Annotated in this window: 14 protein-coding genes; 6 read left to right on the forward strand and 8 right to left on the reverse strand. The window is 66.0% G+C overall.

Translation table 11 applies throughout. The features are described from left to right. Positions 1–56 precede the first annotated feature (56 nt). The 3 genes from AC6LJY_RS24720 to AC6LJY_RS24730 form a co-directional block, all read right to left on the reverse strand. Positions 57–812 carry an amino acid ABC transporter ATP-binding protein gene (locus tag AC6LJY_RS24720; protein ID WP_498136969.1) on the reverse strand — a complete coding sequence of 252 codons (756 nt, stop codon included), beginning with the start codon at positions 810–812 and terminating at the stop codon, positions 57–59. After that, positions 809–1,489, reverse strand: a complete 681-nt coding sequence (locus AC6LJY_RS24725) for an ABC transporter permease subunit (RefSeq protein WP_039884473.1) — start codon at positions 1,487–1,489, stop codon at positions 809–811. Before AC6LJY_RS24725 ends, AC6LJY_RS24720 begins: the two co-directional genes overlap by 4 nt. Positions 1,490–1,573: 84 nt before the next feature. After that, complete coding sequence (locus AC6LJY_RS24730) at positions 1,574–2,356, reverse strand: amino acid ABC transporter substrate-binding protein (protein ID WP_046805169.1); 783 nt, start codon at positions 2,354–2,356, stop codon at positions 1,574–1,576. Positions 2,357–2,589: 233 nt separating this feature from the next. On the opposite strand from AC6LJY_RS24730, the gene AC6LJY_RS24735 reads away from it, so the two are divergent. Then, positions 2,590–3,636 carry a P1 family peptidase gene (locus tag AC6LJY_RS24735; RefSeq protein ID WP_498136970.1) on the forward strand — a complete coding sequence of 349 codons (1,047 nt, stop codon included), beginning with the start codon at positions 2,590–2,592 and terminating at the stop codon, positions 3,634–3,636. Between the two features lie 173 nt (positions 3,637–3,809). Further along, entirely contained in the window at positions 3,810–4,439 is a 630-nt protein-coding gene (gene trhA / locus AC6LJY_RS24740; RefSeq protein WP_219990957.1) for a PAQR family membrane homeostasis protein TrhA, read from the forward strand. Here the strand turns inward: trhA and AC6LJY_RS24745 are convergent. Continuing rightward, complete coding sequence (locus AC6LJY_RS24745) at positions 4,436–4,909, reverse strand: Lrp/AsnC family transcriptional regulator (RefSeq protein ID WP_120156789.1); 474 nt, start codon at positions 4,907–4,909, stop codon at positions 4,436–4,438. The genes trhA and AC6LJY_RS24745 overlap by 4 nt on opposite strands. Before the next feature lie 138 nt (positions 4,910–5,047). Between AC6LJY_RS24745 and kynU the strand changes: the two genes are divergently transcribed. Then, positions 5,048–6,298: a kynureninase gene (gene kynU, locus AC6LJY_RS24750; protein WP_498136971.1), complete on the forward strand. Its 1,251-nt coding sequence runs from the start codon at positions 5,048–5,050 to the stop codon at positions 6,296–6,298. 96 nt (positions 6,299–6,394) lie between these two features. After that, positions 6,395–7,801, forward strand: a complete 1,407-nt coding sequence (locus tag AC6LJY_RS24755; RefSeq protein WP_498136972.1) for an amino acid permease — start codon at positions 6,395–6,397, stop codon at positions 7,799–7,801. Positions 7,802–7,834: 33 nt separating this feature from the next. On the opposite strand, the gene AC6LJY_RS24760 is transcribed toward AC6LJY_RS24755, so the two are convergent. From AC6LJY_RS24760 to AC6LJY_RS24775, 4 genes are all read right to left on the reverse strand, one after another. After that, positions 7,835–8,257: a VOC family protein gene (locus AC6LJY_RS24760; RefSeq protein WP_046805175.1), complete on the reverse strand. Its 423-nt coding sequence runs from the start codon at positions 8,255–8,257 to the stop codon at positions 7,835–7,837. A 69-nt stretch (positions 8,258–8,326) separates the two neighbouring features. Then, positions 8,327–9,016 (reverse strand): helix-turn-helix transcriptional regulator, encoded by a 690-nt coding sequence (locus tag AC6LJY_RS24765; RefSeq protein ID WP_046805246.1) that lies wholly within the window; start codon positions 9,014–9,016, stop codon positions 8,327–8,329. Between the two features lie 131 nt (positions 9,017–9,147). Further along, positions 9,148–10,020 carry a hypothetical protein gene (locus AC6LJY_RS24770; RefSeq protein WP_498136973.1) on the reverse strand — a complete coding sequence of 291 codons (873 nt, stop codon included), beginning with the start codon at positions 10,018–10,020 and terminating at the stop codon, positions 9,148–9,150. Between the two features lie 140 nt (positions 10,021–10,160). After that, positions 10,161–10,628 (reverse strand): CopD family protein, encoded by a 468-nt coding sequence (locus AC6LJY_RS24775; RefSeq protein WP_104145601.1) that lies wholly within the window; start codon positions 10,626–10,628, stop codon positions 10,161–10,163. A 156-nt stretch (positions 10,629–10,784) separates the two neighbouring features. Between AC6LJY_RS24775 and AC6LJY_RS24780 the strand changes: the two genes are divergently transcribed. Continuing rightward, complete coding sequence (locus tag AC6LJY_RS24780; RefSeq protein WP_498136974.1) at positions 10,785–11,294, forward strand: sigma-70 family RNA polymerase sigma factor; 510 nt, start codon at positions 10,785–10,787, stop codon at positions 11,292–11,294. After that, on the forward strand, positions 11,273–12,265 hold the full coding sequence (locus tag AC6LJY_RS24785) for a FecR domain-containing protein (protein WP_498136975.1): 993 nt from the start codon (positions 11,273–11,275) through the stop codon (positions 12,263–12,265). The genes AC6LJY_RS24780 and AC6LJY_RS24785 overlap by 22 nt, the downstream gene beginning before the upstream one ends. The last annotated feature ends 300 nt before the right edge of the window (positions 12,266–12,565 follow it).

Genomic DNA, 12,565 nt, shown 5'->3' on the forward strand with positions numbered 1-12,565 from the left:
CCGCGCGCCGCTGGCCGCGCACCGCTAGCCGCGCGCGGCTAGCCGCGCGCCGCCTTCTACGCGCCGGCGTCCTGTGTCAGCGTGGAAATGAACGTGGCGGTGCGCGGGTCTTCGGGGCGCGAGAAGATCGTGCGGGATTCGCCTGCTTCAACCACCACGCCATCCAGCAGGAACACCACCTCGCGCGATACGCTGGCCGCCAGGCGCAGGTCGTGCGTGGCCATCAACATGGTCATGCCTTCGGAAGCCAGCTGCCGCAACACGTCCACGACTTCGGCCGCCAGGCCCGGGTCCAGCGCGGATGTGGGCTCGTCGCACAGCAACACGCGCGGCGCCGGCGCCAGGGCGCGTGCAATCGCCACGCGCTGCTGTTGCCCACCCGACAAATTGGCCGGCCACGCGTCGGCCTTTTCGGCCATGCCCACTTTTTTCAGCAATTCTTCGGCGCGGGCGCGGGCCTTGTCCAGCGGCCACTTCTGTACCGTCAGCAGACCTTCCATCACATTGCCGATCACCGTCTGGTGCGGAAACAGCTGAAAGTTCTGGAACACCATGCCCGTCTGCTTGCGCACGCGTTGCACCTGGTCGCGCGCCAGCTTCACGCCCGGCTCGAACTGCACCGTTTCCGGCCCCAGGGTAAGCGTGCCCCGGTCCGGCACTTCCAGCAGATTCACGCAGCGCAGCAGCGTGCTCTTGCCGCTGCCGGACGGGCCGATCAGCGCGGTCACGCTGCCTTCGGCGATGGACACGTCCACCGCTTTGAGCACCGGATTGCCGCCAAATGCTTTTTCGATCTTTTGCAGCCGTATCATCGCGTCTTCTCGGAAAACACCGCATGCTGGCCGAAGCGCCGCTCCAGCCGAACCTGCGCGGCCGACAACACGGAACTGAACACCAGGTAGATCAGCGCGGCTTCGGTGTACAGGATCAGCGGTTCATAGGTGACCGCCGCGATGCGCTGCGCTGCCTGGAAAATCTCGGGCACGGTCAGCACCGCCGCCAGCGACGTGTCCTTGACCAGCGCAATGAACGAGTTCGACAGCGGCGGCACCGCCACGCGCGCGGCCTGCGGCAGGATCGTGCGGCGCAGCGCCTGGCCGCGCGTCATGCTTAGCGAATACGCGGCTTCCCATTGGCCCTTGGTGATGGATTCAATGGCGCCGCGTATCACTTCGGAGTTGTACGCGCCCACGTTCAGCGTGAAGCCGATCAGCGCGGCGGGCAAGGGGTCCAGCACGATGCCCACGCTGGGCAGGCCGTAGAAGATGACGAACAACTGCACCAGCAGCGGCGTGCCCCGGATCAGCCAGACATAAAAGCGCACCAGCGCCACCAGCGGCGCGGGCCCGAACAGGCGGATCAACGCCACCACGAAGGCCAGCGCCAGGCCCAGCGCGAACGACATCAAGGTCAGCGGAACGGTGAACACCAGCCCGGCATGCAGCAACGGCCAGAACGAATCGGCCATCAGCTGCACCCAGGCGGGCACGGTCCAGGATCCGATCTGCGCCAGCAGCCAATCCGGCATCACCGCCTGTAGCCAGGTAGGTAGCGTCATGAGCGTGCGCGCGGCTTACTGCGCCGACAGGTCCGTGCCAAAGTATTTGACCGAAATGGTCTTGTAGGTGCCGTCGGCCTTGATGTCCGCCAGCGCCTTGTTGATGGCGGCTTGCAGCTCGGGGTTGCCCTTGCGGATCAGCACGCCTGAATTGCTGAATTCGGCGGTCTTGTCGGTGGCCGCGATCTTGACCTTGGCGTTCGGCTTTTGCTTCTTGAAGTCCAGGAACGACAGGTTGTCGTTAACGGTGGCTTCCACGCGGCCCGAGGTCAACAGGTCGATGGCTTCGTTAAAGCCTTGCACCGCCACCACTTGCGCGCCATGGCTTTGCGCCAGCTTGCCGAAATTGCTGGTTAGCGTGTTGGCGGACTTCTTGCCCTTCAGGTCGTCGAACGACTTGATGGTGGTGTTGTCGTCGCGCACGATCAGCACGGCGGCCGACGAGATGTACGGATCGGAAAAGTCGTATTTTGCTTTGCGCGCATCGGTGATGCCCACCTGGTTGATCACCGCGTCATAGCGCTTGGCGTCCAGGCCCGCGATCAGGCCGTCCCATTTGCCTTCCACAAACTGCGCCTTCACGCCCAGGCGTTCGGCGATGGCGCGCCCAATGTCCACGTCAAAACCGGTAAGCTGCCCCGATGCATCGTGGAAGGTGAACGGGGCGTAGGTGCCTTCGGTGCCAATCTTGAAGGTGCCCGCGGACTTGATCTGGTCCAGGCCGGATTGGGCGTGGGCGGGGGCCAAGGCGGCGGCCTGGATAAGGCCGGCGATGAACAGTGAGCGGAAGAGTTTCATGGCAATGCTCCGGAAGATCGGTGTCATTGGGGAGGGCACCGCAAGTTGTATGCCCTCCGTCGTAGCCGCACTCTAGCAACGCGTCTATTTTTCCACAAAGCATAAGGAATAGTAAAAATATAGCCACGAGTCATTAACAGGTGTCCGATCGCCCGTCAGCGGTCGGCATTTTTCCAGCTATCGGTATCTGAACGGAGATCGGCGTGCAACAGCGATGGAACAGGCGGGCATTCATGGCAGCGGCCGCGGGCGCGGCGGCATTTGCCGGGGGCGTGCAGGCGCAGGGCGCGAAGACTTCGGCGCGGATGCCCGGGTCGGGCAGCATCACCGACGTCGCGGGCCTGCGCGTGGGTCACTACACCGACACGCGCCGCCCCACCGGCTGCACGGTCATCATTGCCGAGGCGGGTGCCACGGGCGGAGTCGATGTGCGGGGCGCCGCGCCGGGCACCCGCGAAACCGACCTGCTCAATCCCGTCAACATGGTGGAAAAAGTACATGCCATCGTGCTGTCCGGCGGCAGCGCCTTCGGCCTGGATGCGGCCTCCGGCGTGATGCGCTATCTGGAAGAAAAGAAGATCGGCTTCGACGTGGGCGTGGCCCATGTGCCGATTGTGCCGTCGGCCATTCTGTTTGACCTGGGCGTGGGCGACGCGTCGATACGGCCGGATGCGGCGGCGGGCTACCAGGCGTGCAAATCGGCGTCCACCGAGGCGCCCGAAGAAGGCAATGTCGGCGCGGGCGCGGGCGCCACCGTCGGCAAGTTGTACGGGCCGCAGCGCGCCATGAAGGGCGGGCTGGGCAGCGCGTCGCTGACGGTAGCGGGCGTGACCGTGGGCGCCATCGTGGCGGTCAATGCGGTGGGCGACGTGCTGGACCCGGCCGCCGGCCGCATCCTGGCGGGTGCGCGCACGGCCGACGGCAAACAGCTGCTGGATACGCGGGCGGCCATCCTGGCCGGCGACTTGCCGCGATCCATGCGCCCCGGCACGGCCACCACCATCGGCGTGGTGGCCACCGACGCTACGCTGACCAAGGCGCAGGCGCAGAAAATCGCGGGCATGGCGCATGACGGCCTGGCCCGCAGCATCAACCCCATCCACACCATGCTGGATGGCGACACGATCTTCGCACTGGGCACCGGCACGTCCGGCAAGCCCGGCAACGTGATGCTGCTGGGCGTCATGGCTGCCGAGGCCATGGCCATCGCCGTGCAGCGCGCCATCCTGGCGGCGCGTGCCGTTGAAGGGTTTCCCGCCGCCGTGGACTTCGTCGCTTGATGGTTGCCCGCATGGCGCGGGCCGGCGTGGCCGGCCCGGCCGCTGTCCGCTGTTCGCTGTCCGTGGCCTGCTGCTTGCTGTCCGCTGCCCGACCCCGGTGACGTCAATCTGTCACATCGCGGGCCGATCATGGCGGGGCGCCGATGCGGCTTCGGCGTTGCGAGAGGACACCCATGTACAAAGGCGAACGATTCAATGGCGCCACGCATCTGGCGGGCCTGGCGCTGGCGGTGGCGGCATCCGGCGCGCTGATTTCGCGCGCGACAGAATTGAAGGTGGACGCGCGGCAGGTCATCAGCAGCGCGGTATTCGCGGCGTCGATGATCGCGGTCTATGCGTCGTCGGTGCTGTATCACTGCACGCGCGGCCGCTACAAGGCGCGCTGGGCCAAGGCCGATCATTGCGCCATCTATCTGTTGATTGCCGGCACTTACACGCCGCTGGCGTTCGGGCCGGTGCAGCATGCCTGGGGCGCGGCCATGGGCGTGGCGATCTGGCTGCTGGCCGCCGTGGGCATCAGCCGCGAGCTATGGTGGGCGCGCGGGGCGGCGCCGGCCTTGCCGCTATACCTGGCCATGGGCTGGCTGGGCGTGATGTTTGCCGCGCCCATCGCGGGCGCCTTGTCGTCAGCGGGCCTGGCCTGGCTGCTGGCGGGGGCGGCTGCTTACACCGTCGGCACGCTGTTCTACGTCAATGACAAGCGCTGGCGCCATGCCCACGGCATCTGGCACTTGTTTGTCATGGGCGGCTCGGCCTGCCATTTCGTTACGGTATTCGGCTTTCTAAAGTTTGGTGCGGCCTAGCGCCACGCCGCCAGCGGCAGCATGCCGCCCCGGTCTTTGACCTTGCGCATGACGATATGCGAACACAGGTCGCGCACCCCCGCGATCTTGCTGAGCTTGTCTTCGACAAACTGCGAAAACGCCGCCAGATTGCGCGTGCGCACCAACAAGATGTAGTTGGACGCGCCCGTCACGATGCTGGCTTCCGTGATCTCGTCATGCGCCGCGATGCCGGCCAGAAAGGCCTCGTGCCACCCGGGGCGCGACTGGTCCAGCGACACATGGACAATGGCTTCAAGCTCGAACCCCAGCTTGTCGGCATCCAGCACCGCACGGTAGTTGCGGATAAAACCGCCTTCTTCCAGCGCGCGCACGCGGCGCAGGCAGGCCGACGGCGACAGCGCCACCTGCTCGGCCAGGTCCTGGTTGCTGAGCTGGCCGTTCTCTTGCAAACGGTACAGGATGCGCTGGTCGATGGCGTCTAGGTGCATGGTGCAATCCAATTCTAAAAACGGGCTATGCGTGCAATTTAATGCGGAATTCTAGGGTAAGCCACGCCCGGCTTTGCAATTTTTCGGCACTACCGCGCTGCTATCCTGTTCCCAGCATATTGCCCGAAGGAGCATCGCATGACGACTCGCGAAGACTGCGTCGCCGCAGACCGGAAAGACCCCCTGGCCTCCCTGAAAGACCGCTTCGAGCTGCCGCCCGGCGTGCTCTACATGGACGGCAACTCGCTGGGCGTCATGCCCAAGGGCGCTGCCGCCCGCGCCGCCGGCGTCATCACCCAGGAATGGGGCAAAGACCTGATCCGCAGCTGGAACACCGCCGGCTGGTTTGAACTGCCCGTGCGCCTGGGCGACAAGCTGGGCAGCCTGCTGGGCGCGCGCGAAGGCGAACTGGTCGTTACCGACACCACCTCGCTGAACATCTTCAAGGCGCTGGCCGCCGCCCTGCGCATCCAGCAGCAAAAGCAGCCGTCGCGCCGCGTCATCCTGTCCGAGCGCGACAATTTCCCCACCGACCTGTACATGATCCAGGGCATGATAGACCTGCTTGAGCAGGGCTATGAAATGCGCCTGATCGACGCCGACCTGCCGCTGGACAAGGCGCTGGACGACTCGGTTGCCGTGATGCTGCTGTCGCACGTGAACTACCGCAGCGGCCAGATGCACGACATGGCCTGCGTGACCGCGCTGGCGCACCAGCGCGGCGCGCTGACCATCTGGGACCTGGCCCATGCCGCGGGCGCGGTGCCGGTGGACCTGAACGGCGCCAATGCCGACTTCGCCGTTGGCTGCACCTATAAGTACCTGAACGGCGGCCCGGGTTCTCCGGCCTTCATCTGGGTGGCGCCGCGCCACACCCAGGACTTCTGGCAGCCGCTGTCCGGCTGGTGGGGCCACACGCGCCCGTTCGACATGGCCGTGGCCTACGAACCGGCCGGCGGCATCCGCCGCTACCTGTGCGGCACGCAGCCGATCGTGTCGCTGTCCCTGGTGGAATGCGGCCTGGACGTGGCCAAGGCGGCCGACATGGCGCAGGTGCGCGAAAAGTCGCTGGCATTGGGCGACCTGTTCATCAAGCTGGTCGAAGAACGCTGCGCAGCCCATCCGCTCAAGCTCGTCACCCCGCGCGATCACGCGCTGCGTGGCAGCCACGTCAGCTTCCTGCATCCCAATGGCTACGAAGTCATGCAGGCACTGATTGCGCGCGGCCTGATCGGCGATTACCGCGAACCCGAGGTCCTGCGTTTCGGCCTGACGCCGCTGTACTTCGGCTATGCCGACGTGTGGGACGCCGTGGACATCCTGAAAGACGTGCTCGACACCCGCGCCTGGGACAAGCCGGAATACCAGCAACGTTCGACCGTGACCTGAACGCCATAGAGCGTGCCCGACCTTGCGGGGCCGGCCCAACGCCGGCCCCGCCGATAAAGCAAGGCGGCAACGGACAAGACAACAAGGCAGGAGACAATGAAAAAACCACAAGGATTCGGCCAAATCGCCGAACGCGAACAAGGCCTCAAGCGGCGCTTGACCTCGGGCCAGATGAGCATGATCGCCATCGGTGGGGCCGTGGGCACGGGCCTGTTTCTGGGCAGTAAATTCGCCATTGGTTTCGCCGGGCCCAGCGTCATCATCAGCTACGCCATCGGCGGGCTGATCACGTTGCTGCTGATGGGTTGCCTGGCCGAAATGACGGTGGCGCATTCCACCTCGGGGTCGTTCGGCGCCTACGCCGAGCACTACATCGGCCCGTTGGCCGGCTTCCTGGTGCGCTACGCGTACTGGTCCTGCGTGGTGCTGGCGGTGGGCACCGAGGTCACGGCGGTGGCCGAATACATGCACTTCTGGTTTCCCGATGTGCCCGGGTGGCTGTGGGTGTGCGTGTTTTCCGGGGCGCTGATCCTGGTCAACGCCATGAGCGTCAAGGCGTTCGGCACCATTGAATATTGGTTTTCCACCATCAAGATCACGGCCATCGTCGCCTTCATCATCCTGGGCGCGTACGTGGTGTGGGGCAACCCGCAGTACGGCGTGGCGCAATACACGGCGCACGGCGGCTTCTTTCCCAACGGGCTGTGGGGCATGTGGGTCGCGGTGGTGATTTCGATCTTCAGCTACCTGAGCGTCGAAATGATCGCCGTGGCGGCCGGCGAGGCCGAAGACCCCGAGCGCGCCGTGAAGAAGGCGTTTCGCGCCACTATCGTGCGGCTGGTGGTGTTCTACCTGCTGACGCTGGCGCTGATCCTGGCCATCGTGCCCTGGAACGAAGCCGGCAAGGAAGGCAGCCCGTTTGTGAAGGTGATGCTGGCGCTGGACATCCCCGGCGCCGCGGGCGTCATCAACTTCATCGTGCTGGTGGCGGCGTTATCCGCCATGAACAGCCAGCTGTACATCACCACGCGCATGATGTTCAGCCTGTCGCGCGCCGGTCACGCGCCGTCGTTGTTCGGCCGGCTTACGCGTAGCGGCACGCCGCTGAACGCGCTGCTGCTGTCCACCAGCGGCATCGCCATTGCCGTGGTGCTCAAGGTCATGGTCCCCGACACGGCCTTTACCTTGATGATGGCCATTTCGATGTTCGGCGCGCTGTTCACCTGGATGATGATCTTCATCACGCACTACTTCTTTCGGCGCCGCTGGGCCAGGGAAGGGGGCGGGGCGCTGTCGTTCCGCATGCCAGGCTTTCCGGTGCTGACGTTGTTGGGCGCGGTGGCGATGCTGGCCATCCTGGTCACCACCTACTACACCAACGTCTTCAAGATGACGCTGGTGTTTGGCGTGCCATTCCTGGTGATCCTGGCCGTGTTGTACGGGGTGCTGTTCAAGAAGCGCGCCGAATCGGTCGCGCTTCAAGCTGGCGAGCAGCGCGGCTGAACCCGGGCCGGCCCGGCAGCCGGCCTTGCGGGTTCAGCCGCCGGTGGGGGCCTCGGCCACCTGCGCGGCTTGTGCGGGGGCCGCCGTTTGCGCCAAGGGTGAAAACACGCGCAGGCGGTGGCCGTCGGGGTCCAGCGCCACGAAGGTGCGGCCAAAATCCATGTCGGTGGGCGCTTGCAGAATGGGCAGGCCGCGCAGGCTCCATTCACGATGGCGCTGGTTAAGCGCGTCGGCGTCGGCCACGCAAAAAGCCAGTTCAGACGCGCCGCCGCGTCCGGCGGCGGCGGGCTCGACGGTGTAGCGCGACCACAGGCCCAGCTTCAAGCCGGAGTCCAGCACGAACAGGGCAAAGGTGGGCGAGTTTTCGACGGGCTGGCGTTGCAGCAGCGCGCTGTAGAACGCGGCGCTGGCCTGGGGTTTTTCGACGTAGAAAAGGACGTAGTTGCTGTCGGTCATGAGGCGCTCCTTGGGGTTGATGCGCTCATGGTAGGCAGGGGCACTGTCAGATTTTGGCAGTAGTGTGCATCAGCAGTCTTGTGACCCATGCGCAATTGCGCGCCACTCTTTCAACAGGACGTGGCGACGACGCGGATAGCGTTCGCCCGGGGTCAGCGTGGCGATGCGGTCGGTGCGGAAATGGCGGAAGTCCTGGCGCAGTTCGCACCAGGCCATGACGATGCGCACGCTATCGAAAAACCCTAGCGCGAACGGCCAGATCACGCGCGCGGAATCCAGGCCCTTGTCGTCGCGATAGGTAATGTGCAGCCGGTGTTCGGCGCGTATCGCCTGACGGATCAGCGCCACGTCGACCCGGTCGACCACCGTGGCGGCGCTGGGGCCGACCAAGAGCGGAATGGCATCGAGTTCGTCACGCAGTTCCTGCGGCAGCACGGCGCCGATCTTGGCCAGCGCGTTGCGCGCCGCCAAGACCAGCCGTTCGTCGGATCGGCCCGCCACCCAGCGCGTGCCCAGCACCAGTGCTTCGATCTCTTCGGTGCTGAACATCAGCGGCGGCAGCATGAAGCCGGGCCGCAGCACATAGCCCACGCCGGGCTCGCCTTCAATTTCCGCGCCCTGGCATTGCAGCGTGGCAATGTCGCGATACAGCGTGCGCAGGCTGATGCCCATTTCGCTGGCCAGGCGTTGGCCGCTGACCGGCAGGCGGTGGCGGCGCAGGGTCTGAAGCAGGTCCAGAAGGCGTTCGGTGCGGGACATGAAAAGGGCGCGTGGCGGTAACGGCGTAATGCTGCCATGAAATGGCAGCGGCGGGCGCATGTTGCCCGCGCCGCCCGCACCGGTCGGCGCCGGTCCGCGCCCGCCCGCGCCCGCCCGCGATCAGCTGCCGATCAGCTGCCGATCTTCTTGCCGGTGGCCACGTCGATGACCGAACCGTCTTCCAGGCTGACGCGATAGATCTCGCGCACCACGTTGCCGGCGAAGCCGATTTCCACGATCGACACGTCCTTGAACGTGGTGGCGATGCCGTCGGGCAGCACGGCGTTGAACTTGTCCGCTTCCTGCTTCATGGCGTCTTGCAGGCGGGTGTCGTAGCGCGCCATGCTGTAGACCAGCGTGGTGTGCGGGTTGTGAGCGCGCACTTCCTTGCCGTCCTGCATGCTGTTGACGCCGCTGACGCCCAGCGTCTTGACCAGCTCGCGGCCGGCCTCGCTCATCTTGGCGTAGACGGGGCCGGTCACGCGCGGCAGCGGGCCGTCGCGCAGCGGGGCCAGGGCGGCGGTGGCCACGGTGTTGTAGCGCATCATGTCTTCAAAACCCTGGCCGCTTTTGACCACGCCCAGGTCCAGCCACCACGGATGCCCGGCGCCCTTGGCGGCTTCGGTCGGGTAGAACGTTTTCAACGTCACGGCCAGCGGCGCGGGCGGCTTGGGCAAGGCTTTGAGCATGCGGGCCGGGGTGGCCGGGTCAGCACTATGGATGTGCACAACCGTCACGTGCGGCAGGTTGGGCGTGTCGGCCTCGGTCTTCAGGCCCAGCGCCAACAGGTCTTGCTTGAGCACGCCATTGACCTTGGCGTCCAGCACGGCATTGACCGTTTGCGGCAGGCGGTAGACCACGCCGTAGGTGGCCTTGTGGTCGCGAAATTCCGGCTTGTCCAGCGCGCTGTTGTCGATGTTGTCGGCGGCATGCGCGGAAAAGGCGGCGGCCAGCGAGGTGGCGAACAGGCCGGCGGCGGCCAGGTGCAATGCACGTTTGATCATGGGGTTTCCCTATCGTTGTTGACGTGACCCGCGAGAGTCTTCCGGCAGTGTGGCCCCCGGTGATGTACGGGGTATTGCACCAAGCGAAAGAATCCCGATAGCGGGCGCGGTCGTTTCGATAGGTTCGAGTTGCCCGCTTATCAAGCCAGGAAAGCGGTGCCCACCACAACGATGCCCAACACCAAGTTCACGCCCACCCAGCGGCGGATGGCGGCCATGGCCTGGCCGCCGCGCGGCCAGTCGGACGCGGCCACGGCGCCGGCCAGCCGCTTGTACAGCACAAAGCGGATGTGGCCGAAGATGGCCATCATCACCAGCCCACCGGTTGCCATCAACGTCCAGTTCAGCGGCATGAAGAACTTGCCGCCAGTCTGGGCGGCCTGGCTGGCCGCCTGCCCGATCATCGACATCCCGGTCAGCAAGATCAGCACGATGGCCACCAGCACGGTATTCAGGAACGGTCCCAGCACCGAGGCCATCAGCGGCAGGCGCGCTTTGGGTTCCCACTTCGCGGCCGCCGGCCGCAGAAAACAGTGCGCGAACAGCATGCCGCCTACCCACAGGATCACGGCCATCACGTGGATGAATGTCAAGACGCTATAGAACATGGAGTCAGCCCGAGTCGTTATGCGGCCGCGGGGCGCGGCAGATGTGTGCCGATGATATCTCCCCGCCCGCGTTTCACCCTACTTGACGGAAGCGCAGTCTTTGCAATTAGAATGAGATTGATTTGTATTTGTAATCTAGCGTTCTGGGAGCCCCTCGTGCCTAACCCCGTGCTCGCCTCTGGCGACACCGTCCAATGCTTGTACCGCAGCCACCATGGGTGGCTGCAAAATTGGCTGCGCGCGAAGCTGGGCAACGCCTTCGACGCGGCCGACCTGGCGCAGGACACGTTTGTTCGCGTGCTGCGCCACCGCCACGAACTGGACGCGCTGCGTGAACCGCGTGCGTATCTGACGACCATCGCCAAGCGCCTGATGCTGAATCACCATCGGCGCCGTTGCATCGAAGCCGCCTACCTGGAAGCCCTGGCGTTGATGCCCGAACGGCTGGCGCCGCCGGCCGAACAGCGCCTGATCATCCTGGAAACCCTGCAAGAAATCGACGAAATGCTGGCCGGCCTGCCGCTGCGCGCGCGGCAGGCTTTTCTGATGGCGCAGCTGGAAGACCTTAGCCATGCCGACATCGCGCAGCGCCTGAATGTGTCGCTGCGATCGGTGCACCGCTATATCGCCCGGGGGTTCGAGCAATGCATCATGGCGGTCAGTTGAACAGCGCGGGCGGCGAGCTGCCCGCCGTCGAACGCCAGGTGGCGCGCGAGGCCGCGCGCTGGCTGCTGCGCCTGGGCTCGGGCCGCGCCACCGACGCCGACGTGCGCGCCTGCGATCAATGGCGCGCCAGCAAGGCGGAACACGAACACGCCTGGCAGCGCGCACAGCGCGTCAACGAACGCTTTGGCCTGATCCCGTCCGCGTTGGGCATGGCCACCCTGAATCGACCCGAGCTCAAGCCGCGCCGCGCGGCACTGAAAACCCTGGTGGCGTTGATCGTGGCTGGCCCGGTGGGTTGGGCCGCATGGCGCGCCGACCCGCTGGACTGGACGGCGGACTACCGCAGCGGCGCGGGGCAGCGGCGCGACATCACGCTGGCCGATGGGTCCACGCTGCAACTGAATACGGCCAGCGCGGTAGACGTGGCTTTCGACGCCTCCACCCGCTTGGTGAGATTGCGAGCGGGTGAAATGGCCGTGCACGCGGTGGCCGATGCGCAGCCCGGCGCGCGCCCGTTCGTCGTGCGCACGGCGCTGGGCGATATCGAAGCGCCGCCGTCGCGCTTTTGCGTCCGCCAGGATGGCGTGCAATGCCAGATAAGCGTGCAGGAAGGCCGGGTACGTGCGGGCCGGGCCGGCCGCATGGTCGATATCGCGGCGGGCCAGCAGGGCACCCTGACCCCGACCGGCGCGCTTGGCCCCGCGCCCGCCGATCCGCATGCCGGCGACTGGACCCGCGGCGTGCTGCATGCCGGCCAGATGCGCCTGGACGCCTTCGCGCGCGAGCTGGGCCGCTATCGGCAGGGCGTGTTGCGCTGCGATCCGGACGTGGCTCATCTGCGCATTTCGGGCGCGTTCCAGCTGGCCTATACCGACGCCGTGCTGGCCGCCTTGCCCGCTACCTTGCCGGTGCAAGTGCGCTACCGCACGCCCTATTGGGTGACCATCGGGCCGCGCGATTCGGCGGCATGATCGCCACCGTTACAAATTACCCGCGGATGCGCTGTCCGGTTCGCCGATCACGCGGGTCATGGTCTGTATAGGCAAACGAATGCCGATACCCGTTGGATCGAAAGGACGACCATGGCTTATCTTCCCGCCGGCCGCGCAAGCGGCTCCCGAACTTTAGCGGACGCGCCGCCGCGCCAGATGCGACAGACGCGCCTGCGCCACGCCGTGCGCGCCGCGCTGGCGCTGGCCGCCGCTGCCGCCGCGCTGCCGCCCCAGGCCGCCGCGCAGGGCCTTGCCGCGTCGGCCAGCGCGCCCACGGCC

It is taken from the genome of Achromobacter sp. RT286_PF (genome assembly GCF_059760425.1).

Bases quoted from the DNA above. Each gene is read 5' to 3' on its own strand.
- AC6LJY_RS24745 (WP_120156789.1), bottom strand. From the start codon at position 4,909: ATGCACCTAGACGCCATCGACCAGCGCATCCTGTACCGTTTGCAAGAG.
- AC6LJY_RS24785 (WP_498136975.1), top strand. From the start codon at position 11,273: ATGCATCATGGCGGTCAGTTGAACAGCGCGGGCGGCGAGCTGCCCGCC.
- AC6LJY_RS24720 (WP_498136969.1), bottom strand. From the start codon at position 812: ATGATACGGCTGCAAAAGATCGAAAAAGCATTTGGCGGCAATCCGGTG.
- AC6LJY_RS24770 (WP_498136973.1), bottom strand. From the start codon at position 10,020: ATGATCAAACGTGCATTGCACCTGGCCGCCGCCGGCCTGTTCGCCACC.
- AC6LJY_RS24735 (WP_498136970.1), top strand. From the start codon at position 2,590: ATGGCAGCGGCCGCGGGCGCGGCGGCATTTGCCGGGGGCGTGCAGGCG.
- AC6LJY_RS24730 (WP_046805169.1), bottom strand. From the start codon at position 2,356: ATGAAACTCTTCCGCTCACTGTTCATCGCCGGCCTTATCCAGGCCGCC.
- AC6LJY_RS24755 (WP_498136972.1), top strand. From the start codon at position 6,395: ATGAAAAAACCACAAGGATTCGGCCAAATCGCCGAACGCGAACAAGGC.
- AC6LJY_RS24775 (WP_104145601.1), bottom strand. From the start codon at position 10,628: ATGTTCTATAGCGTCTTGACATTCATCCACGTGATGGCCGTGATCCTG.
- AC6LJY_RS24760 (WP_046805175.1), bottom strand. From the start codon at position 8,257: ATGACCGACAGCAACTACGTCCTTTTCTACGTCGAAAAACCCCAGGCC.
- trhA (WP_219990957.1), top strand. From the start codon at position 3,810: ATGTACAAAGGCGAACGATTCAATGGCGCCACGCATCTGGCGGGCCTG.
- AC6LJY_RS24765 (WP_046805246.1), bottom strand. From the start codon at position 9,016: ATGTCCCGCACCGAACGCCTTCTGGACCTGCTTCAGACCCTGCGCCGC.
- kynU (WP_498136971.1), top strand. From the start codon at position 5,048: ATGACGACTCGCGAAGACTGCGTCGCCGCAGACCGGAAAGACCCCCTG.